At 42.1% G+C, this 20,803-nt stretch carries 16 protein-coding genes and 1 pseudogene; 12 read left to right on the forward strand and 5 right to left on the reverse strand.

Annotation, left to right across the window (positions count from 1 at the left end; translation table 11 throughout):
* Positions 1 to 12 precede the first annotated feature (12 nt).
* From IUZ65_RS20995 to pstB, 8 genes are all read left to right on the forward strand, one after another.
* Complete coding sequence (locus IUZ65_RS20995) at positions 13 to 1,008, forward strand: dihydroxyacetone kinase subunit DhaK (RefSeq protein ID WP_195705967.1); 996 nt, start codon at positions 13 to 15, stop codon at positions 1,006 to 1,008.
* A 129-nt stretch (positions 1,009 to 1,137) separates the two neighbouring features.
* Entirely contained in the window at positions 1,138 to 1,779 is a 642-nt protein-coding gene (locus IUZ65_RS21000) for a DAK2 domain-containing protein (RefSeq protein ID WP_195705968.1), read from the forward strand.
* A 10-nt stretch (positions 1,780 to 1,789) separates the two neighbouring features.
* Positions 1,790 to 2,674, forward strand: a complete 885-nt coding sequence (lsrF, locus tag IUZ65_RS21005; RefSeq protein ID WP_195705969.1) for a 3-hydroxy-5-phosphonooxypentane-2,4-dione thiolase — start codon at positions 1,790 to 1,792, stop codon at positions 2,672 to 2,674.
* An 11-nt stretch (positions 2,675 to 2,685) separates the two neighbouring features.
* Positions 2,686 to 3,234, forward strand: coding sequence for a DUF1097 domain-containing protein (locus IUZ65_RS21010; RefSeq protein WP_195705970.1), 549 nt, complete (start codon positions 2,686 to 2,688; stop codon positions 3,232 to 3,234).
* A 414-nt stretch (positions 3,235 to 3,648) separates the two neighbouring features.
* The gene (locus IUZ65_RS21015; protein ID WP_195705971.1) at positions 3,649 to 4,470 is read left to right on the forward strand and encodes a phosphate ABC transporter substrate-binding protein; all 822 of its coding nucleotides are present in this window, start codon (positions 3,649 to 3,651) and stop codon (positions 4,468 to 4,470) included.
* A 95-nt stretch (positions 4,471 to 4,565) separates the two neighbouring features.
* Positions 4,566 to 5,486 (forward strand): phosphate ABC transporter permease subunit PstC, encoded by a 921-nt coding sequence (pstC, locus tag IUZ65_RS21020; RefSeq protein ID WP_195705972.1) that lies wholly within the window; start codon positions 4,566 to 4,568, stop codon positions 5,484 to 5,486.
* Between the two features lie 5 nt (positions 5,487 to 5,491).
* Complete coding sequence (pstA, locus tag IUZ65_RS21025) at positions 5,492 to 6,355, forward strand: phosphate ABC transporter permease PstA (protein WP_195705973.1); 864 nt, start codon at positions 5,492 to 5,494, stop codon at positions 6,353 to 6,355.
* A 64-nt stretch (positions 6,356 to 6,419) separates the two neighbouring features.
* On the forward strand, positions 6,420 to 7,169 hold the full coding sequence (pstB, locus tag IUZ65_RS21030) for a phosphate ABC transporter ATP-binding protein PstB (protein WP_195705974.1): 750 nt from the start codon (positions 6,420 to 6,422) through the stop codon (positions 7,167 to 7,169).
* Between the two features lie 227 nt (positions 7,170 to 7,396).
* Here pstB and IUZ65_RS21035 read toward each other — a convergent pair whose 3' ends face one another.
* Both IUZ65_RS21035 and IUZ65_RS21040 read right to left on the reverse strand, forming a co-directional pair.
* Entirely contained in the window at positions 7,397 to 10,195 is a 2,799-nt protein-coding gene (locus IUZ65_RS21035; RefSeq protein WP_195705975.1) for a M16 family metallopeptidase, read from the reverse strand.
* 202 nt (positions 10,196 to 10,397) lie between these two features.
* On the reverse strand, positions 10,398 to 11,117 hold the full coding sequence (locus IUZ65_RS21040; protein WP_195705976.1) for a GntR family transcriptional regulator: 720 nt from the start codon (positions 11,115 to 11,117) through the stop codon (positions 10,398 to 10,400).
* Between the two features lie 278 nt (positions 11,118 to 11,395).
* On the opposite strand from IUZ65_RS21040, the pseudogene IUZ65_RS21045 reads away from it, so the two are divergent.
* From IUZ65_RS21045 to IUZ65_RS21060, 4 genes and pseudogenes are all read left to right on the forward strand, one after another.
* Positions 11,396 to 11,846, forward strand: a pseudogene (locus tag IUZ65_RS21045) (fructose PTS transporter subunit IIA); the annotation flags it as partial.
* Positions 11,847 to 12,151: 305 nt separating this feature from the next.
* Positions 12,152 to 14,797: a mannosylglycerate hydrolase gene (gene mngB, locus IUZ65_RS21050; RefSeq protein ID WP_195705977.1), complete on the forward strand. Its 2,646-nt coding sequence runs from the start codon at positions 12,152 to 12,154 to the stop codon at positions 14,795 to 14,797.
* 209 nt (positions 14,798 to 15,006) lie between these two features.
* The gene (gene soxR / locus IUZ65_RS21055) at positions 15,007 to 15,471 is read left to right on the forward strand and encodes a redox-sensitive transcriptional activator SoxR (protein ID WP_195705978.1); all 465 of its coding nucleotides are present in this window, start codon (positions 15,007 to 15,009) and stop codon (positions 15,469 to 15,471) included.
* Positions 15,472 to 15,636: 165 nt separating this feature from the next.
* The gene (locus tag IUZ65_RS21060; protein WP_195705979.1) at positions 15,637 to 16,347 is read left to right on the forward strand and encodes a substrate-binding periplasmic protein; all 711 of its coding nucleotides are present in this window, start codon (positions 15,637 to 15,639) and stop codon (positions 16,345 to 16,347) included.
* Positions 16,348 to 16,381: 34 nt separating this feature from the next.
* On the opposite strand, the gene IUZ65_RS21065 is transcribed toward IUZ65_RS21060, so the two are convergent.
* The 3 genes from IUZ65_RS21065 to IUZ65_RS21075 are packed head-to-tail and all read right to left on the reverse strand — an operon-like array spanning position 16,382 to position 20,802.
* The gene (locus IUZ65_RS21065; RefSeq protein ID WP_195705980.1) at positions 16,382 to 18,034 is read right to left on the reverse strand and encodes a BatD family protein; all 1,653 of its coding nucleotides are present in this window, start codon (positions 18,032 to 18,034) and stop codon (positions 16,382 to 16,384) included.
* Position 18,035: 1 nt separating this feature from the next.
* Entirely contained in the window at positions 18,036 to 19,844 is a 1,809-nt protein-coding gene (locus tag IUZ65_RS21070) for a vWA domain-containing protein (RefSeq protein WP_195705981.1), read from the reverse strand.
* On the reverse strand, positions 19,837 to 20,802 hold the full coding sequence (locus tag IUZ65_RS21075; RefSeq protein WP_443083752.1) for a vWA domain-containing protein: 966 nt from the start codon (positions 20,800 to 20,802) through the stop codon (positions 19,837 to 19,839). The genes IUZ65_RS21070 and IUZ65_RS21075 overlap by 8 nt, the downstream gene beginning before the upstream one ends.
* Position 20,803: the final 1 nt, after the last annotated feature.

The following is a 20,803-nucleotide window of genomic DNA, read 5'->3' on the forward strand; positions in this document are numbered from 1 at the left end:
GAGAACCCTACAATGAAAAAATTTATTAATAATAGTGAAAATATCACCGTAGAGCTCCTTCAAGGTTTAGCTCTAACCTTTCCTCAAAAAGTAAAAGTGGTCTCAGACAAAATTGTCTGTCGTCGCACTCCAAAAGACCCGAGTAAAGTGGCTGTCGTTACGCTTGGTGGCGCTGGACATGAACCGGCGTTAAGTGGCTACGTAGGTGAAGGCATACTGGATTACTCTGTAGTAGGCGATATCTTTGCGGCACCTGGTGCACCTAAAGTATTTGAAGCATTAAAAATGGCTGACGGTCCTGCAGGTGTTCTGTTAATTGTACTTAACCATGAAGGCGATGTGATGTCGGCCAATATGGCAATGGAAATGGCCAAACGTGAAGGCATCAATGTGAAGATGTTGCTTACCCATGAAGATATCAGTGCAGGGATCGATATCGATATCAAAGACCGTCGAGGGTTGGCTGGTTGTGTACCAGTATACAAAATTGCAGGTGCTGCCGCAGAGGCCGGGTTGGAGTTGGAAGAAGTCTACCGTGTGGCGCAAAAATTCAATCAAAATATGGCGACTTTAGCGGTCGCGATGAGTAATGCAACTCACCCACAGTCAGGCATGATTATTGGTGACCTCGCCGATGACGAAATGGAAATTGGTATGGGGCAGCATGGTGAAGGCGGTGGGGGACGAATGAAGATCCAAACCGCTGATGATACAGCCAGCATAATGTTAACCCAGATCTGTAAGGCCATCGATCTGAAAAAAGGTGACGATCTTATGCTTATGATTAATGGTACTGGTGCCACTACGTTGATGGAAATGTTTATCGTTGCGCGTGCGAGTCATCTTTATCTTAATGACAAAGGAGCCACGATCTCACGTTCGAAAGTGGAAGAGATACTCACGGTTCAAGAGATGGCCGGATTCCAGATGTGTGTTAGTAAGTTTGATGGTGAGACATTAGGTTACTGGGATATGCCATGTAACGCACCTTACTGGACGCAACAGTAGGTCAATACTGGCTTGCCAACGATTCACTGGCAAGCTCTTTCAAACGATAAAACGAATGTTCAAGTTTATATGCCGTGTTTTTGCACTTTGGCGTAGGGATTCGTTTAGCCATAAATCAGGAGAAGAATAATGGCCACATTCAATCAGGATTTGTTATTTGGCATGTTTGCGCACGCAGCGAAATGCCTATTGGAGCAAGTCCCGCACCTTAATGAACTCGATGGACAAACTGGTGACGGTGATCACGGAACCACCATGCTGCGAGTTTGCCATTGCATAGAAGCGTCTATGCAGCAAACAAATGTGGGCGATTGGAGTAAACAAGTAGATGAGCTTGGTTGGACGATTATGAGTCAAGACGGTGGCTCGGCTGGGATGCTAATCGGCAATCTATTTATGGGTATCGGCTCTGGCTTGGTCGAACCCGAACTTTCCCCCTCGGAGGTTGCGGCTGCATTTCGTGCAGGGCTTGACCGTCTGGTTCACTTTAGTGGCGCTCATCAGGGTGACAAAACAATGTTGGACGCGCTTATTCCAGCGACTGAAGCATTAGAAATAAACGCTAAAGAAGGGGCCAGTATCGCTCAGATGTTTGATATGGCGTCTAAGGCTGCACAGCAAGGTTGTCAGGAGACAATCGCTATGATCCCAACGCGTGGACGCGCAAAAAACATGGGCGAAAAAGCCGTGGGTTTTGTTGACCCAGGGGCAACAAGTATGGCGATTCTTTTCGAATCATTTACTCATTATATAGAAGAACAAAGAGGCTAGGAGAGAAAAAATGGCAGATAAAGATGGTATGAAGTTGTCCAAAAATTTCGGTTTAGATATTCCGCAAGCAAACCAGTCTTTTTATATAAAAGGGATGGATCATGTTGATTGGGGAATGAAAGACCGCCTAAGCCGTATTTTTAGACCGGATACAGGCAAAACAGTGATGCTAGCGTTTGATCATGGCTACATGATGGGCGCAACCGCTGGGCTAGAAAGAATGGACCTGACAATCGAGCCTTTAGCTCCTTACGCTGATGCTCTGATGGCCACTCGAGGTGCGTTAAGAAGCTGTATTCAACCTATTCACAATAAGCCTGTGATTTTACGAGCAAGTGCAGGGAGCACAGTATTAAAAGACGACATGAGCCATGAAGTGATCGGTGTCGAAATTGATGATGCGATTAGAATTAATGCTTCTTGTCTCGCGGTGCAGGTTTTTGTCGGCTCAAATGGCGAATGCCAAAGTTTAAAGAATTTAGTTAACACGATTGATGCAGGGGCACGTTTTGGTGTTCCAACATTAGGGGTGACTGCAGTAGGGAAGGAGATGGCGAGAACGACTCGATATTTCATGCTAGCAACCCGTGTTTTGGCTGAACTTGGAGCCCATATAGTGAAAACGTATTACTGTGATGATTTTGAAAAAGTTGTTGCAGCATGTCCGGTTCCAATTGTTGTTGCGGGAGGCAAGAAAGTCACCGAAATGGAAGCACTAGAGCTTACATACCGGTCTATTCAAGCCGGTGCTGCTGGTGTTGATATGGGACGAAATGTGTTCCAGTCCGATAGTCCGGTGGGCATGATAAAAGCCATTAATGGTGTTGTTCATTGCGGCCTGACGCCAGTACAAGCGTATGACCTCTATGAAACTGAAAAAAGCGCTCAAGCTTAAGGAAGGCAAAGATGAAATTTTCACAGTTTTTATTTATCCCCGTAATCGTCGCATTTTTAGCATTTACCATTCAGATATTGGACCAACTGGTCGCTGGATTTATGCCTGTTGAAAATAATGTTGGATTTGGTTGGATAGCGTTCATAGCATGGGCCATGTACTTTATGGCGGGGTGCACAATTGAGGGGGGTAAGAAAGCATTCTTCGGCTACATCGCTGGCATAGTGGCATCGGTTGCAATAATGGAGCTGGGCGGTGTATTGGCTAGCCTTGGATTCTTTGCATTTCCTGTCGCTGTTTTTATTGTGGTCATCTTCTGTATTTGCTTAGAACGCATACCCCCATTTGATTTTGTTCCGGCTCTATTTGTTGGTGCGGGTACCTTCTTTGGATTTATGTCTTATGTCGATGGTGCAACCTATGTGTCAGCAACTATCACAGAACTTATTTACTGTGTAATTGGCCTTGTTTACGGACTGATCACTATCGTGCTTCGTGGACGCTACGAAGCCTATATTGAAAACCACAGTCCAGCACACGATATGCATGCAAGCAATTAGGGTTTGCTTAGTTAGGTTTACCGTAAAGCCCGGGTCTCGGAGAACAGGACCCGGGCTTTTTAATTTGTGGCACTTTCAATTCATCTAAGGTTTCACCGTTATTGGCTCAGTCGAAAATACGCTATATGGCGGGCTAGTTCGCATTCTTTCCCTTGTCGTAATATCTCGTATTCGCTGTAATATTACCTACGAAATTAACCCTTTACCCGTTGCCAACTACTGATCTTTTTATGTTCTAAATTTCCTTTATTCTTAATATTCAATAAGTAACAACTTAGTTATCCAATAATCCAAATAAAACGCACTGTCACAGAGTGTTCAATATACTGAAACACAACTGTCACATTTAAGTCCTAAAGTTACTCTCGTTCAAACAAAACAAATACGGCAACTATGCCCCTAAAGGAAATTGTGATGAAAAAGACAGTAATCGGTGCAATTGCACTTCTTGGCGCTCTATCAGTAACTCCAGTTTCAGCGAAAGAAACTATCTCAGCTGTAGGTTCTTCAAGTGTAACGCCACTGATGGAAGTTTTTGGTGAAACATACATGAAATCGCACGAAGGTGTTTTCATTGAGGTTCAAGGGCCTGGTTCTTCTGCTGGTGTAAAAGCCGCAAAAAATGGTTCTGCTGACTTAGGGATGGCATCTCGTAACCTAAAAGCATCGGAAAAAGAAGATTCACTTAAAGAGCTTGTGGTTGCTCGTGACGGAATCGCGGTAGTGGTAAACCCTAAAAACAAAATCCAAGGGCTAACGGCTGCACAAGTAACGGCTATCTATAAAGGCGACGTTACTAACTGGAAAGATGTTGGTGGTGAAGACAAGCCAATCGTTGCTATCACACGTGATACTGCATCAGGTACTCGTGGTGCGTTCGAAGACATCATGAGCCTAAAGCAAAAAATCGCGGGTAAAAAAGTATCGGCAATCTCTCAACGTGCACAAGTTGCAGCGGGTAATGGTGCTCTAAAAACGAACGTCGCTTCTAACCCATATGCTATCGGGTATATCTCTCTAGGTACAGTAGATGCATCTGTTCATGCGCTTGCAATTGACGGTGTTGATGCGACCGTTGCTAATGTTAAGAGTGGTGACTACAAAGTCGCTCGTCCTTTCTTAGTCCTCTACAGAGAAGGCAAACCTTCTGCTGAAACTCAAAAATTCCTTGACTGGATGGTAGCCGACGACGCGCAGAAACTTGTTGATGCGAAAGGCTACATCTCTGTTAAATAAGCCAGACCATTTGTAATGATTGCTCAGCCCGCTAACTTTTAGGGCTGAGCCTTTTCCTTTTCCATATCGAATAAATCGAAATGTGAGAATTTTATATGACCATCGCAACAAATAGTGAAAAGCTTATGCCTAGCGTTAAATCAAATGGTTTACGTACGAAAAAAGGTGTTGATTGGAAAGAACGCATTTTCCATGGCTTATTCTTAACCAGTGCAATTATTGGTACTTTTTCTCTTGCAGTGATCGCTTATACCATCATTGTAGAAAGTATTCCTGCATTCCAAGAAGCCGGCGTTACTGGCATCGTGTTAGGAACAAATTGGCTTCCCCCCGCGCTATATGGCGTATTGACGATGATCGTTGCCTCAGTAGTGTCCACCTTTGGTGCGGTAATTGTTGGTGTGCCCGTTGGTGTTCTTACCGCCATTTTTATCGCTGAGATAGCCCCAAAAAGACTCGCGGATATAATCCGCCCAGCGGTTGAGTTACTCGCTGGTATCCCTTCAGTGGTTTACGGTTTCTTCGGTCTAGTTATCATTGTACCGCTTATACAAAATGTTTTTTCTGTCCCCGCTGGTAACACCATTTTGGCGGGCATTATCGTTCTTGGTATCATGATTCTGCCGACGGTAATTACGGTTTCTGAAACATCAATTAGAGCCGTGCCGCATTCATACAAGGAAGGTTCCTTAGCGTTAGGAGCCTCTCGTGTGTTCACCATTTTTAAGTTACTGATTCCCGCTGCACGTTCAGGAATCATGACCGCAGTTATCTTAGGTATCGGTCGTGCTCTTGGTGAAACCATGGCAATTATTATGGTGATGGGGAATGCACCAGCAATGCCAGAAGGCATTTTAGATGCAGCACGTACATTAACGGCGAATATTGCGATAGAAATGTCTTACGCTAGCGGTGTTCACGCGAGTGCACTTTACGCCACAGGCGTCGTGTTACTGGTATTTATTATGGTGCTAAATGCGGCGCTGCTTTACCTAAACCGTGAGAGAGCGAAGTAATTATTATGGATACAGTAAAACTTAAACAAGCTCGCCAGAACAAGGATAAAGTCCTTATCACTTTAATCTGGGGCGCGGCGGCGCTGACGGTCGGTTTCTTGTTCTGGATCATTTGGTACATCCTTTCTAACGGCCTGCAATATGTGGACTGGGAATTTATCTCTACAGACTACACTGCAACAGGTGAGGACAAGGGTATTTTCCCAATGATCATTTCAACCATTTATATGGTTATTGCCTCTATTTCAGTGGCCGCACCCTTGGGGATAATGACGGCGATTTATCTAACTGAGTATGCCAAAGTGGGCAGTCGCCTAGTTAAAATAATCCGTTTTTGTACTGAATCCCTAGCAGGTATACCATCCATTATATTTGGTCTGTTCGGCATGACCTTTTTTGTTGGTGTCCTTGGGTTAGGTTTCTCAATATTATCCGGTGCATTGACGCTAAGTATCCTCATTCTTCCGGTTATTATTCGTACTACAGAAGAGGCATTGATGGCGGTACCACAAACGTATCGCGAAGGGTCGTATGCGTTAGGCTCTTCAAAAATATATACTATCTGGCGTTTAATATTGCCAAGTGCAACGCCGGGTATTCTAACGTCGGTCATTCTTAGTATTGGTCGAGTAATTGGTGAATCGGCTCCGGTGTTTTTAACCGCAGGCATGGTCGCGCGCGTACCAGAATCTCTATTGGATTCAGGTAGAACGTTAACCGTTCATCTCTATAAGTTAACGACGGAGCTATTTTCTGTTGATGAATGGAACCAAGCTTACGGTACAGCAACGGTACTTATTGTACTTGTGTTGCTGATTAATATGGTTACCAAGCTTATTGCGAAACGCTTTAATACAGCGACTTATTGATAGAAATGCTCGTTGCAGAATATGATTGTATCGAGAAGAAATCGACGAATGTAGAGACGAAAATATGAACAAATTTAACATCGAAAACCTTGATCTTTTTTACGGTGAGAATCAGGCATTAAAAGCTATTAACCTGCCTATTCCTGTTCGACAAGTAACGGCACTTATTGGGCCATCAGGTTGCGGTAAATCAACATTGCTACGTTGTTTAAATCGTATGAATGATTTGATTGAAGGGGTTACCATTACCGGGTTGTTAGAAATGGATGGTACCGATGTGTATGGCAATATTGATGTTGCCGATCTTCGTATCAAGGTCGGTATGGTTTTCCAAAAACCAAATCCATTCCCAATGAGTATTTATGAAAACGTAGCATACGGCCTCCGGGCTCAGGGTATTAAAGATAAAAAACACATTGATTCGGTTGTTGAAGACTCTTTACGTGGCGCCGCATTGTGGGATGAAGTGAAAGATCGTCTTAAATCCCACGCTTTTGGACTTTCTGGTGGTCAACAACAACGTCTATGTATCGCTCGTACTATTGCAATGGAACCTGATGTCATTCTAATGGACGAACCGACGTCGGCACTCGACCCAATTGCAACGCACAAAATTGAAGTGTTGATGGAAGAGTTAAAAAAAGATTACACCATTGTGATTGTTACCCACTCAATGCAGCAAGCTCGTCGTATCTCTGACAGAACCGCGTTTTTCTTGATGGGGGAGCTCGTTGAACACGATGATACAAAAAATATCTTTAGTAACCCGCAAGATGACCGTACGAAAGGTTACGTTAATGGTGATTTTGGTTAACAGAATCGATGATGTGTTGGTGGCAATCGACACATTGCAATACCAATTTACAAAATGATTCGTACAACATTAGGAATGATATTTATATTGAGAACAAAGTTACTCAACTTGGTATAACGCCGTATTTATCGGCGAATAACGTAATTACTGGCAACCTATTATAATAATATGCGATGGAAACTTTTCCCCACTCAATGAGTGGGGTTTTTTTTGCCTAGAATTTGGTTTTACTTAGGATTGTGTGGACGTAAGTATCCGTTTATGCGGTGTGATTTTGTTCCTATTAGTGTCTCTATTCTTTTGTTTAGGTCGGAGACTGAGATCCCATCCATTATAATTTTAGGGTCAGTATAAGCATCCAAAGAATAACCAAAGGTTAGGTAACGCGTTAGTTTCTCTAAGTTGTCTGTCACGCCATTGTTTTTTGCTATATCGGTAGTGACTTGTTTTTTTGCTGTTTTCAGCTCCTCCTCTGATACGCCATTGACACGAAGGTTAGTTAATAATTCTACCATCGCCTCTTTAGCTGGATGGACATCTTTTGGTTCTAATGTCATTTCGAACCATAATTCACTGGTGTCAACACCGTCCATTTTACTCAGGTTAACGGCGGGAGAGTAATCTAACCCTTTATCTTCTCGAATTAGTCGGTAATACCTAGAATCGATGATTTTGTAGATTAGTTCATTAATAACACTCTCCTTGGTGTCTGCTACGGATGATTGCTCTGAAAAATAGACGCCGTAAAGGACGGAGTTCTCATTCGATGTTGCTCTATCGAACTCAGTTTTATGTGAAGAAAGCATTATTTCCTGACCGCTGTGTCGCTTCGCGGCATAATCTATATTAGCCACATATTGCTCAAGGTATGGTGTGAGCTCTTCTGGGGTGATGTCTGCCGCTAATACGAGTCGAAATGGATGTTCAGTACGAAACAACAAGTGATAAAGTTCGTCTAAAGAGTCCGCAGTTACAGCGGCGATATCATTCGGTGTTGAGCTCGTATTTGCACTGTTTATGCCGTATTGCTCTCTTTGTAAATCAAAATAATAGGCGCCTATCGGCGACTGTTGTAGGTTTCTTTTCTCATCGACGATTCTGTTTTGTATTAGATCAAACTGGGAACGGTCAATCTGAGCTTCAGTCGCACTTAAATGTAACAGAGCAAAAGCATTGTTTAGGTTTTTATTTGTTGTATCTATTTGAAATCCATGAGTATTAATATTTAAGAATGGATAAATATCGGTGGCATGACTTATTAGGTTTGTTTGCAGCTCGGTAACATTTAATCCTGCAAGGCCACTTTGTTGTAAGGTTTCTAACAACAGGTTGTAGGCAGGATTGAAGCGTTTATCAACACTTAACAATCCGCCTTCGCTGATATAGTTTATATAAACGTTATTTTCCGCTTGTTCTGATTGCGCTAACCAGACTTCGATGCCATTTTCTAAGTTCCACTTATGAAGGTCCTTTTTTATCGTCTCGAATGACAATATTTTTCCAGCAGGAAGAGATATCGAAAGCGGTTTATTGTTGATTTCGGTTGGTTTTTTGTTGTTCGTTTGAGAAAAAATAGTATTGAATGTGTCGAAATATTTATGTGTTGGAAAATGTGCAAAGTCTAGCGACTCGATCAACGTTGGAGTACCAAATATGATTTTTTGATGATTTGCTCGGAGTGTTATTTTAATGGTCTCATTTGTTTTGGCTAAGTTAGCCTCAGTTAAGAATTGTTGAAAGCTCTGTTTGGTATCTTGAATATATTGATAAGGATTCCCAGTTAAAATAGAGGCTTCTTTTTCGTTAATGACCTCTAGAGACGTTCTATTATTATAGTCGCTCTCAATCTCATCAAATGCGTTATTAAACGTTTGTAATACAATAGCGAATTCCGATTGGCTCATACCTTGGTCACGCAAATTTGCCAGTTCTGTTGCGAGAAACGCTTGCGATTTCTCTCGATCTTTTTCAGAAAAACCGACGGTTAATTCTCCGTACTTAACTTGAAATAGATCGAAATCGCCGACGAAAACATAATCAGTATTAAGTGATTTTTCATACGCTTTGCTCTCCAAGCGATACTGTATTGCTTGATAGGCAAGAATGTAATTAAGAATGCGTTGTTGGTCGAGTCGAGTTTGTTCTTGTGACGTTCCTAGAGGTTGTAGCAGCGTTATTGATGCTGGATCTGAAGTAGGGACTGCAAATGTTGTTGGTACAGTATCCTTAATGTGTTCCAGCTGTATTTTGAATTTGGTCGGCATTGTGCTTGACGACCAGTCAGAGAATAAGTCTTTAACCTTTTGTTTTACTTTTTGTGGTGAGATGTCGCCAACGATAATGATTTCTGTATTGTTTGGGAGATACCACTTGTTATAGAAATTGGCCAGCTTTTCTTTATTTATTGTCTTTATGTGGTCTTCACTACCTAATGGATCATAGCTAGATAGTTCAGCTTCTTTTATAAGCTCGTCATATATTTGATCATACAGTGGGACTTCATTGGTATTGGAGACTCTAAACTCACCTAATACAACATTTTTTTCTCGTTCAATTTGGTCTGGTGATAACGTCAATCCATCGCCAATATCACGAAACCAAGTTAAAGCATCGTCGAATTTGTGGTTGTCTGGCAATGACATTTGGTAACTGGTGACTTCATAGTCAGTATAAGCGTTGAGATCGGCACCAAAGGTTATGCCTTCTTGTTCAAATTTATTAATAAGTTGGTTGTCTTTAAAATGTTTGCTGCCATTAAAAGCCATATGTTCTAAAAAATGAGCATAACCAAGTTCGTACAAGTTTTCGTTGTAGCTGCCAACCTTTACAAGTAAACGCATCTCTACAGGTTCACCTTCCAAGTAATAAGAAGAGTATTTTAGTCCGTTTTCTAATGTGCCAGTGTGCCAGTGTGGATCTGAAATGATGGCTTTTGATGTTTGGATTGTTGAATAAGAACACCCAGAAATGAGTAATGAAAGAAGAGCAAGTAATGTATTTGATAATACTATTTTTATAGACTTCATACACGGTTAACCATCTGAATTAGTGAGAGATAACATAGATATCAGATCGTTGCTATTGTCGTCAACTTAACGTGTTTGATATAGAAGTAATAGTGTAATAATTGCGCTTTAATAGTTAGAGTTTTAAACAAGCGCCAAAATATTCAAAACAATAAACCAGCTTTAACTGGTTTATTGTGCGAAGTAAACACTCTGTTTTTGCTTACCCTTTATGGCGTTTTGCTATCAGGGTAAATTTATAGTCGGTTGACTTAAAATAGTTGCGGCTGTATTCGAATACCGTTCCGTCCAATAAATAGCCACGGGTACGTTTTTCAATTATCGGCTGAGAAGGGTCTATTCCAAGTAAGGCTGAGACTTTTTCGGGTGGAAGCACTGGAACAATTTCTTGTTCGCTCCGGTCGATGATCATACCTTTTTGATTTTCAATATAGTCATATTTTGAGTTTCGCATTACTTCATAAGTCAAATCTGGAAATAGACTTAGTGGCATCCATGTCTCTTCGACAGTAATAGGATTATCGTCCAAATATCGTACACGTTTGATATAAAATATCCGCTCATCCTCTGTGATATTTAGATGCTCTGCCATACTCAGGTTGGGCAATGTGATTTCAAATGCAATCACGTCGCTGTGGGTCGAGACATTCAGATGTGCCCATTTTTCTTTGAAGCTAGTTTGCTGATAAATATCATAATTTACCTTACTGGCTTTTACGTATGTCCCGCTGCCTTGAACGCTCTCTAACTCTCCATTTTCGATGAGTAATTTTAATGCTTGCCTAACCGTAACTCGGCTGACTGAAAACTCTTCACGTAAATTGGCTTCAGTAGGCAGGGCTTCACCAACCTTATATTCACCGTTGCCGATTTTTTCGCGGATTGCATCAGAAATTTGACGGTACATTGGAAGTCTGGCCATGCCTACCTCTTTAATTTTGGCAGTGTAATTCTATATTCTTATTGTTTACATGATACAAATTAATTACGATAACACAACTCAAATCTAATCATGTTTTCTATATACAATACAACAAGAATACAAATTTGTATCAAAGCGTGGTATTGATCACGGATAATTTGTATTGCTGGTGTATTATTATTGCAGAACCGATAACAATTGTTTATTAAAACTACGCTAGTTTTGATGTTTGACCGTGTTATCGACACTTATTTCTTTGACGATGATGAGACTGGGCCATGAAATTAACCACTATTACCGATGCGTCGCTAATCAATATAAAAACGACATTCACTAGTAAAGATGAAGCGATTAGAGCGCTTGCAGAACAACTTAACCAACAAGGTAAGTTACATAACCTTGAAGAATATCTTGAAGCTGTATTTGAACGTGAAGCACATGGTGCAACCGCTTTGGGTGAAGGTTTGGCTGTTCCGCATGGTAAAACAAATGCAGTAAAAGAAGCGGCGTTTGCCGTTGCAACCCTCACCGAAGAGTTAAAGTGGCCTGGTATCGATGAAGATGATGAAGACGAAGATGTAAACCTTATCTTTCTTATCGCTATTCCAAATGCAGAAGCAGGTTCAACCCACATGCATTTGCTTACCGCATTAACATCGACATTGGTTGATGATGATGTTCGAGAAGCCGTGTTGAACGCCACAACGGCGGAAGAGATTTTGGCTATCTTTGATGCCCAAAATGAAGACGAAGAAGCACCGGCAGTAAACGCTGAGCCAACACCAACACCATCAGTGATAAGTGTGAAGACTGCGTCACCTTCTTTCTTCGAAAGAGTCGCGAGTTGGTTTAAATCCTGAGCTTTCAGAGATGATGCTGAAGACTAGAGATCAAGATAACACGCTATCTACTCTCTAAATCTCAGCACATATTGCGCCCATATAACCTTTTAAAAATTCTAATTTTTGCTGACGAGCAAGATTCAAAGCCACCGCCTTTGAGCACTCTAATAGCGACCACATCAGGTAACAATAATGACTACATCACGCGTTCATATCACTCCTCACATGCACTGGGATCGTGAATGGTATTTCACAACTGAGGAATCGCGCATTCTTCTCGTGAATAACATGGAAGAGATCATGCTTCGTTTAGAAAGTGATCCAGAATACAAATACTACGTACTTGACGGCCAAACTGCAGTACTAGAAGATTATTTTGCAATAAAACCACAGAATACTGAACGTGTTAAAGCCTTAGTTCAAGCCGGCAAATTGATTATCGGCCCTTGGTATTCTCAGACAGATACAATGCAAGTATCGGGTGAGTCTATTGTTCGTAACATGATGTATGGTATTCGTGATTGCCTTCAGCTAGGTGATGTGATGAAGATTGGCTATCTACCAGATTCGTTTTCTATGAGTTCACAACTGCCGATGATATATAACGGTTTTGGTATTGATCGCACAATGTTTTGGCGTGGTTGTAGTGAACGTCATGGTACCAATAAAACGGAGTTTTTGTGGCAAAGTAACGATGGCAGCGAAGTGACCGCGCAGGTTCTACCTTTGGGATACGCTATTGGTAAATACTTGCCAACAGATGAAGCCGGTTTGCGTGCTCGTTTAGATAAGTACTTCCCAGTTTTAGAAGCCGCGTCTGTTACTAAAGATATTTTACTTCCAAACGGTCACGATCAGATGCCTATCCAAAAGGACATCTTCGATGTGATAGATAAGCTCCGTGAAATCTATCCAGATCGCGAATTCCATATGAGCCGCTATGAAGAAGTATTTGAGAAGATCGAAGCAATACGTGATCAATTAGATACAATTAAAGGCGAGTTTAACGATGGTAAATACATGCGTGTTCACCGTTCTATTTCGTCAACTCGTATGGATATTAAACTTATTCATGCCGAAATTGAGAATAAAATAGTTAATATTCTGGAGCCTTTGGCTTCTATCGCCTGGACGTTAGGGTTCGAATATCATCATGGTCTTATTGAAAAGATGTGGAAGGAGAGCATGAAAAATCATGCCCACGATTCAATCGGCTGTTGTTGTTCAGATAAGGTTCACGCGGAGATCCTCAACCGTTACATTCTTGCCGATGATATGGCAACGAACCTTATCCATTTTTACAAGCGTAAGATTGTTGACCATATGCCAGCGCAGGGTGATTGCGATAAGCTCGCGTTTTTTAACTTGATGCCTTATGAACGTAATGACGTTGTCAATACAATGGTCACTATACGTGCTCAAGAATTCTCTATCTTTGATGATAATGGCAACCAAATAGAGTATTTTGTTCAAGATAAACGTCAAATAGACCCGGGCAAAGTTGATCGTCAAATCGTTCATTATGGTAACTATGACCCGTTTATGGAATTTGATATCCAACTGAACATTAAAGTACCCGCGATGGGTTACACAACACTGCATATTCAAGCCAATGAGAGCGGTACTGTAAAAGTCGCAGAACAGAAAGCAGACAAGCTTGAAAATAGTTTCTATAAAATTACCGTAAATAGTGATGGCACTTTGTCTGTCTTTGATAAAGAGACCAACGAAACATTCGAACAAGTCCTTCGTTTAGAGGATGGTTCTGATGATGGTGATGAATACGATTATTCGCCATCGCGTAAAGAATGGCTTCTGTATTCGAATGAGTTTGATGTAGAAACAAGCATCAAACGTGAGGGTTTCCAATCTGTTGCGGACATCGCGTTTCGCATGAACGTGCCTGATAATCTGACAGAACGTGAAGCTCGCACGGGTCAAAATGGCTATGTTGATGTGAAGTGCCAAGTGGTTCTCAAAGACAATGCACGTCGCATAGAAATCCGTATAGAACTTGATAACCAAGCCGATGACCATCGTATTCGTGTTCTCATACCTACCCCTTTCACTCCAGAAGTGGTTGTGGCAGATAATCAATTTGGCTGTATCACTCGTCCCGTTGATGACCCTGCAATGCAAGTGTGGGAAGAAGAGAAATGGAAAGAAGCGCCGGTGCCTATTTATCAATTGATGAACTTTGCTGCGGTGCAAAATGACAACGCCGGTATGGCAATATTTACTAACGGGTTGCGCGAGTTTGAAGTGATTGCCGGTGAACATTCAGGGGTTCGTGATACATTTGCTCTTACTCTGTTCCGTTCTGTTGGTGTATTAGGTAAGGAAAATTTACTTCTGCGCCCAGGGCGCCCATCTGGGATCAAGATACCCGCTCCAGATTCTCAAGTAAGGGGTAGGTTGGTATGTGAGTTTGCACTCTTCGGTTTTACCGGTGATCATATCTGTGCAAACGTCATGGCGAAAGCTCGCGAGTATGTGACACCAATAGTCTGTTATAACAAGATTCCATACAACGCGATGAAATTGAATGTTGGGGATCAGGTTCTTCCGTTAACATATAGCTTGCTTAACAAGGAGGAAGGTGGTGCTGTTATTAGTGTCTTGAAGAAGGCAGAAGATGACGATGCATTGGTCTTACGCCTGTATAATCCATCTGAAACAGAACAACTATCGGATGACATTAGCTTTACTAATAATGTCAAAGGGTGGACTGAGGTCATGCTTGACGAAACAGTGAAAGTTGATGCAGAAGAGGTAACAGACGGTTCCGTTGGGACACTTGCTCAGTGCCAAGCGAAGACATTCAAAGCGAAGTTTTAAACAGTACTTGCCAGTTCCTAGGTCAAATTAATGTGTCGGAACTGGCAACCAATTATCGATGTCATTAACTCGACTTTATATCACCCTAAACCATTTGTGCCGAAGCTCATCGTAAAAGATGGGCTTTTTTTCGTTTTGTTAATTGAAATGTGACAATATAAACCTATAGTTAAATTTAACTTTAATTACTTCTATATATGGACATTGAAATGAAGGTTAATCCGCGTTTTTTTACGATAGGCGAAGCGGCTCAACGATGCGGAGTAGCGACGTCGACTTTACGCTTTTATGAATCCAAAGACCTGATCCGTTCTATCCGTACTCATGGCAACCAAAGACGCTACCATGCGGCCACATTAAGGACTATTTCAGTTATCCGTGCTGCACAGAAAGTGGGAGTTTCGTTAGAAGAAATAAAACACGCGCTTAACGCCTTGCCTGACGGTAGACAACCAACCAAAAAAGATTGGGCAAAAATGTCTAAAAATTGGGCAAATACGCTCGATCAAAGGATCACGGAGATGCAAAGGTTAAAAGATAATCTTGATTCCTGTATCGGTTGTGGATGCCTTTCATTGAAAAGCTGCAGTTTGTTCAACCCTAATGATGAAGCTGCTCTACAAGGCGATGGGCCTCGTTATCTGATTGATGGAGCACCAGAAAAAGTGGTCTGATTATTGAGTTCTATTGATCCTTCTCTGCGAGGTCACCTTGAAAGATCAATAGAGCCTAAGCCATGAGCGAAAGACAGGTTAATAAAAGCAAATTAATAATGCCGAAAATAACGGATGATGCTTATACTTAATTGTTAGGCACACGAAATGGTACATGGTGTAGCGATGAAGTCACTGTATTTGGTTTTGTTGACGTTTCTTATTTTACCGAGATCGGGGTATAGCGACGATACGCTTGAATACGCACGAATTGCTTATAGTCCCATTCAAAGTGTTGCCGAGAGACTACTTGCTCTAGTGTATGAAAGAGCAGGTATAGAGATGACAATCACGCAGTTGCCTGGCAAACGTGCCTCGTTTGAAGCTGGGATGGGTGAAAAAGATGGCGAAATTATGCGTATTCTTTCTTATGGGACCGATAAGATCGGCCTATATCGAATCCCGTATCCGTTAGGTTATGTAAAAACAAGGTTGTATGTACACAAGGATCATCAAGTTGTTGACGTCAATCGGTTAGAAGAATGCAAATTAGCGGTAGTAAAAGGGGTCAGACATACTAATGAGTTCGCTGCGGGAAACCCTTATATCTACTTCTTTAAAGACGTGAATATACTGATAAAGCAGCTTGATAGAGGAAAAGTGGACGTTGGCGTTGTGAGTGAAATCAATGCCCGTTATGAATTTAAAAGGCACCCTAATACCAACATCGAAGCCATACCTGAGTTGATAAAGGTTCAGAGTGGTTTTCATTATATAAATGAACGGCATTCAGAAACGATTATAAAAATTGAGCAGGTGATGAAAGAAATGACGGAGTCTGGTGAGCTGCTGAAATTATGGAATCAATACGTTGAAGAACTGATTGAATCGAGTTGAATCTATGTTCTCAACGTATCGTCACGATAATGGGCTACAGAGGCGCTAAACTCGGCGGCTCGTTTTTTTTTCTGGAGAGATTTTTTTTTGCACTCTTAAGCAATGTAATCAAAGAATCTTCCTGCCAAGATAAGGTTTCTTCTGCGTAAATAGACGCAATCATCGCACTTAACTCGTCATCTATTTGAGCTTTAATCGTCTGGTCTACACCCGAATTTTCTTTATACCACAACGTCATATTTGCTTGCGCCCTCAATCCATCTTTCTCTTTGATTGAAGCAATTAGATTAGTAAAAGTCTCGGTGTCTTTGTCTTCGACTGGTTTTTTGGGTGCATTGTTTTTATTCTTTTTTAAAAGGAGTGCGACGGTAATCAACCAAAGTACAGAAACCAATACGGTGAGATATGGCCAAATACCGGGCTCTTTGATAACGACGGTTTCTGTTGTAACTTGAACTGGCTGAGCGAGTTGATTGTCATTAGAATCGAGTGTAATGCTTGGGTTTTCGTTTGGTTTGATAGCGAGAACCAAGCCAGCCAGTTTTTCTGTTTGTACTTGTTTTGTTACTGTGTTCCACCAATTCAAAGTGAGTGACGGAAGGTTAACATGGCCTTCCATTTTTGGAATGAGCACATGCTTAATCGTCATTGAAACCTGATTACCATCTTGTATTATTTTGGGCTGCTCATCGTAATAACGGATATCGCTAGGATAGTTGACTTTTATGTTCGGTAACTGTGACTGGGCGATTCCCTCCACCGTGATGACTATTTCTCGAGTAATGGCGGAACCTGCCATCGTGTTTATTTCTTCCACGTTAGTTAATTCATTGCCGTTATCGTCGAGCCATTTTTGAGACAGGGTGAGATTTGGACTTGGTAACCATGTGCCGACAAAATCAGTTGGTTTATCCAGAACATGAAGCGCAATTTGTTTAGAGTCTGTGTCTACGGGGATTAATCTTGTTGTGCCGGTCAGGGGGTTTCTGTCTAGGATAGTGGCTGTAAATTTTGGGCTAGTGATAGAGTGCTGACCAGCTTTGTTCGCTGTTACTTGGTAGCTTTGGTCAATGATGGTCGCTTCAATACCGTCAATGACACTTAGATATCGATTAGCGGTGCCTGTTGGTTCAATATCGAGCCCCTTTAGAGCCGTCGGCGGGACCAATAATGGATCTTGTACCCGTCTTGCATCGGTTTTGATGATCAGTCTAGTATCTAACTGAGCGATCTCTCCGGGATAGATCTCGTTTTTACTGAGCTGTGATTGATACATAACGAAATCGTCAGATTTTGGTACCGTGGGGTCAATATGAGACGTGATCGAGATAGGGTCTGTCTTTTCTCCTTTCACTTGGAAAGAAGGTATTGTTAGGCGACCGGCTTTAAGTGGGGCGAGAGATAGTGTCCATTCACTGCGTGTTGAGCGGGTGCCATTAAAGCTGTTCATCGAAGAGGAAAAGCTTGGTCGACCCATATAGAATTCTTTATCTAAAACAGTAAAATCTACGTCTCCAGAGTCTACTCGATTGTCAGAAACTATCTTAAGGGTAAATATGTCACCTTTTGCCATTGAATTACTGGAGACAGAAGCGATGACTGCTGCGTGTGATAGTGGGCTTAAGAACAGTAGTAACAGGCTAGTGGCCGTTACAATGAGGGTGTGAATGTTAGTTTTCGATTTCATGTTACCAACTCTTACCGTTATTTTTTGGCGTTTCTTTGCCACGCGCCTGCAAAATCATCTGTGCACGAATCAATTGGCTCGGATCTCTGGCGTTTTCTACTTGCTCTAATTTGCGTAGTTCAGGGTCGACAGCTTGGCTGTTGTCCGGTTCCGCTAAAGCCTGTGTTTCAGGTTGATCTTCTTGCAACTGTTCGCTTTCTGACGCTGATGTCGATTCGCCTTTAGATTGAGAAGATGACTTGTCATTAGCGTTCTGTTGGCTATCCTGAGATTCCTGAGATTCCTGAGATTCCTGAGATTCCTGAGATTCCTGAGATTCCTGAGATTCCTGAGATTCCTGAGGGCCAGAATTGTTTTTGTCCGATTGCTCTGTACCGCTATCGGAGTTTTGTTTCGGTGAATCAGCGGGTTGACTGTCTGATTGTGAGTTCTTATCTTGTTGCTGTTGCTGTTGCTGTTGCTGTTGCTGTTGCTGTTGCTGTTGGGCTTGTTTTACTTTGTCTAGATTGCTTTTTGCGTCAGAGAAGTCTGGGCGTTCGGCCAACACTTTTTGATACGACTCTATTGCCTTTTCAAATTGCCCTGCCTGAGCATAAGCGTTACCCAGGTTATACTGAGAGTCAATTTCCTGCCTCTCTTTGAGTTGATCTATTGCCGTTTGATAATCACCTGCCTCGTAAGCTGCTGCGGCTTTCCATCGCGTATCTTCAAATTTATCTAGTGCAGCCTTAAAGTCTTTAGATTCAAAATCTTTGTAGGCTTGTTGATCGTTATTTATCCACGGAGAGGCTTCTACTTGTTGTGGTGTTGCTATCGACAACGTGCTGATAACAAGCACAAAGAGAACCCCTCTTCTGAAAATCGTAAGAGCAGGAAGAATCAGCAGTAAGAGCAACCAATAGCCATTGTTGATGCGCTCTTCGATTTCTTGACTTGCTTTTTTAGTGTCAGAAAGTTCGACTTTTGTTGTCGCTTTAGCGATCAGTTCGATATCTGAATTAGTGGTTTGTACCGGAGCAAAGGCACCAGAAAATGCTCTAGTGATATTCTGCATATTACGCATACTCGTCTTGGCAATGACGGTTGAGCCTGCGCTGTTTGTCAAAAGTGCCCCGTCTTTCATTGGAATAGGTGCGCCTTCTTCCGTACCGACAGCAAGTATGGATAGTGACCACTGTGAACCATTAAGCTGTTCTTGAATAGCGGTCGTCTCTTGTTCATCAAGGTCATCGGTAATCAAAACAAGATCACCAGTAGGGTAACCAGCTTGTTTTAGGTTATTGACGGCGAGTTCGACTGCCTTTGCCGCATCCGCACCTGGATAGGGCATTAATTCTGGTGACAAATGGGAGATAAGGTTGTGCAGCGTCGATGCGTCGGATGTGAGAGGGCTAATGGTATAAGCATCACCAGCATAGGCGATAAGACCAACACTGCCTTCATCCCAGTAAGAGAGGAGATCTCGTGCCTTATATTTCACCTGTGCCAGACGGCTTGGTTTGATGTCTTGAGCATAAAGCGAACGTGACATATCTAGAATGAGCATTCGCGCGGAATTAACAGAAAAAGTAGGCTTAGCAACCTTCTCTATGCTTGGGCCCGCAAGAGCGATGATAGCAATTGACCAAACAAATCCAAGTAAAATAATGCCCTTGCTTCGACTCTTCGTTGGGGACAAACCCATTTGTTCCGCTATATGTGATGCAATCAATCCTGATGTAGATTGACTTTTAGTTAACCAAATCAAAATACCAAATAAAGGGATGAGCGCTAGCAACCAAATAGGGGTAAGGAAAATAAAGTCAGACACGTATTTTTCTCCCCACGACCAGTACAACAGAGAGTATTAAGGCCATACCCAATGGATAATTAAACCACTCAGTTTGTGGGCGCCATATTTGGGTTGCCCCTGAAATGGGTTCTAGTTCATTGATAGTGTTGTAGATATTCTCTAAATCATCCTGATTACGAGCTCGAAAATATTCACCTCCTGTCATCTCTGCAATCTTGGTAAGCGACGATTCGTCAAGGTCTTTTGCTGTGTTGACTTTTCGACTCATAAAGAATTCTTGTACGACCATTTCTCCGGCACCGACTCCAACGGTGTATATGGTTGTTTTATATTTTTTAGCGATCTCGGCCGCTTTTAGAGGGTCTAGAACACCCGCTGTGTTCTCACCGTCACTTAAAAGGATAATGACTCGCTGAGGCGCGTCACTATCCACAAATGTCTTGGTGGCTAAGCCGATTCCTTCGCCAATGGCGGTTTTGTTGCCTACTAACCCTAGTACTGCTTGGTTTAGTTGAGAAGTGATCGTGTGCCGGTCGAGTGTTAAGGGGGTTTGTAGATAGGCATGGTCGGCAAAAAGAACAAGACCTAATCGGTCGCCTTTTCTCTTTTTGATGAAGTCAGTAAGTACATTTTTAACGGCGGTTAAACGGTCAATGTATTGGTCTTCAAACGCCATGTCTTTCGTATCCATGGAACCTGATAGATCGACAACAAGCATCATGTCACGATGTTTTGGCTGACTTTCTATCGGTTCCCCGTACCAGACAGGCCTGGCGCATGACAAAACGAATAGAAGCCAAATTAATGCTGCTATAATTTTGGCAAATAAATTTGAAGGCGCAGAGATACTCCCTTCATTTGGAAGGTAAGGTAACGTTATCGCCGCATTTTCTTTTACGGAAGGTGCAAAAAAATAGATCAATATAGGAAGAGGAAGCAAAAATAGCATCCCCCACCACATAAACTCAAAATGCATG

The organism is Vibrio sp. VB16, assembly GCF_015594925.2.
Classification (GTDB): domain Bacteria; phylum Pseudomonadota; class Gammaproteobacteria; order Enterobacterales; family Vibrionaceae; genus Vibrio.

Coding starts and splice junctions, on each gene's coding strand:
- pstC (WP_195705972.1), top strand. CDS start 4,566: ATGACCATCGCAACAAATAGTGAAAAGCTTATGCCTAGCGTTAAATCA.
- IUZ65_RS21060 (WP_195705979.1), top strand. CDS start 15,637: ATGAAGTCACTGTATTTGGTTTTGTTGACGTTTCTTATTTTACCGAGA.
- IUZ65_RS21040 (WP_195705976.1), bottom strand. CDS start 11,117: ATGGCCAGACTTCCAATGTACCGTCAAATTTCTGATGCAATCCGCGAA.
- IUZ65_RS21000 (WP_195705968.1), top strand. CDS start 1,138: ATGGCCACATTCAATCAGGATTTGTTATTTGGCATGTTTGCGCACGCA.
- pstB (WP_195705974.1), top strand. CDS start 6,420: ATGAACAAATTTAACATCGAAAACCTTGATCTTTTTTACGGTGAGAAT.
- IUZ65_RS21010 (WP_195705970.1), top strand. CDS start 2,686: ATGAAATTTTCACAGTTTTTATTTATCCCCGTAATCGTCGCATTTTTA.
- lsrF (WP_195705969.1), top strand. CDS start 1,790: ATGGCAGATAAAGATGGTATGAAGTTGTCCAAAAATTTCGGTTTAGAT.
- IUZ65_RS21075 (WP_443083752.1), bottom strand. CDS start 20,802: ATGCATTTTGAGTTTATGTGGTGGGGGATGCTATTTTTGCTTCCTCTT.
- IUZ65_RS21015 (WP_195705971.1), top strand. CDS start 3,649: ATGAAAAAGACAGTAATCGGTGCAATTGCACTTCTTGGCGCTCTATCA.
- pstA (WP_195705973.1), top strand. CDS start 5,492: ATGGATACAGTAAAACTTAAACAAGCTCGCCAGAACAAGGATAAAGTC.
- soxR (WP_195705978.1), top strand. CDS start 15,007: ATGAAGGTTAATCCGCGTTTTTTTACGATAGGCGAAGCGGCTCAACGA.
- IUZ65_RS21035 (WP_195705975.1), bottom strand. CDS start 10,195: ATGAAGTCTATAAAAATAGTATTATCAAATACATTACTTGCTCTTCTT.
- mngB (WP_195705977.1), top strand. CDS start 12,152: ATGACTACATCACGCGTTCATATCACTCCTCACATGCACTGGGATCGT.
- IUZ65_RS20995 (WP_195705967.1), top strand. CDS start 13: ATGAAAAAATTTATTAATAATAGTGAAAATATCACCGTAGAGCTCCTT.
- IUZ65_RS21065 (WP_195705980.1), bottom strand. CDS start 18,034: ATGAAATCGAAAACTAACATTCACACCCTCATTGTAACGGCCACTAGC.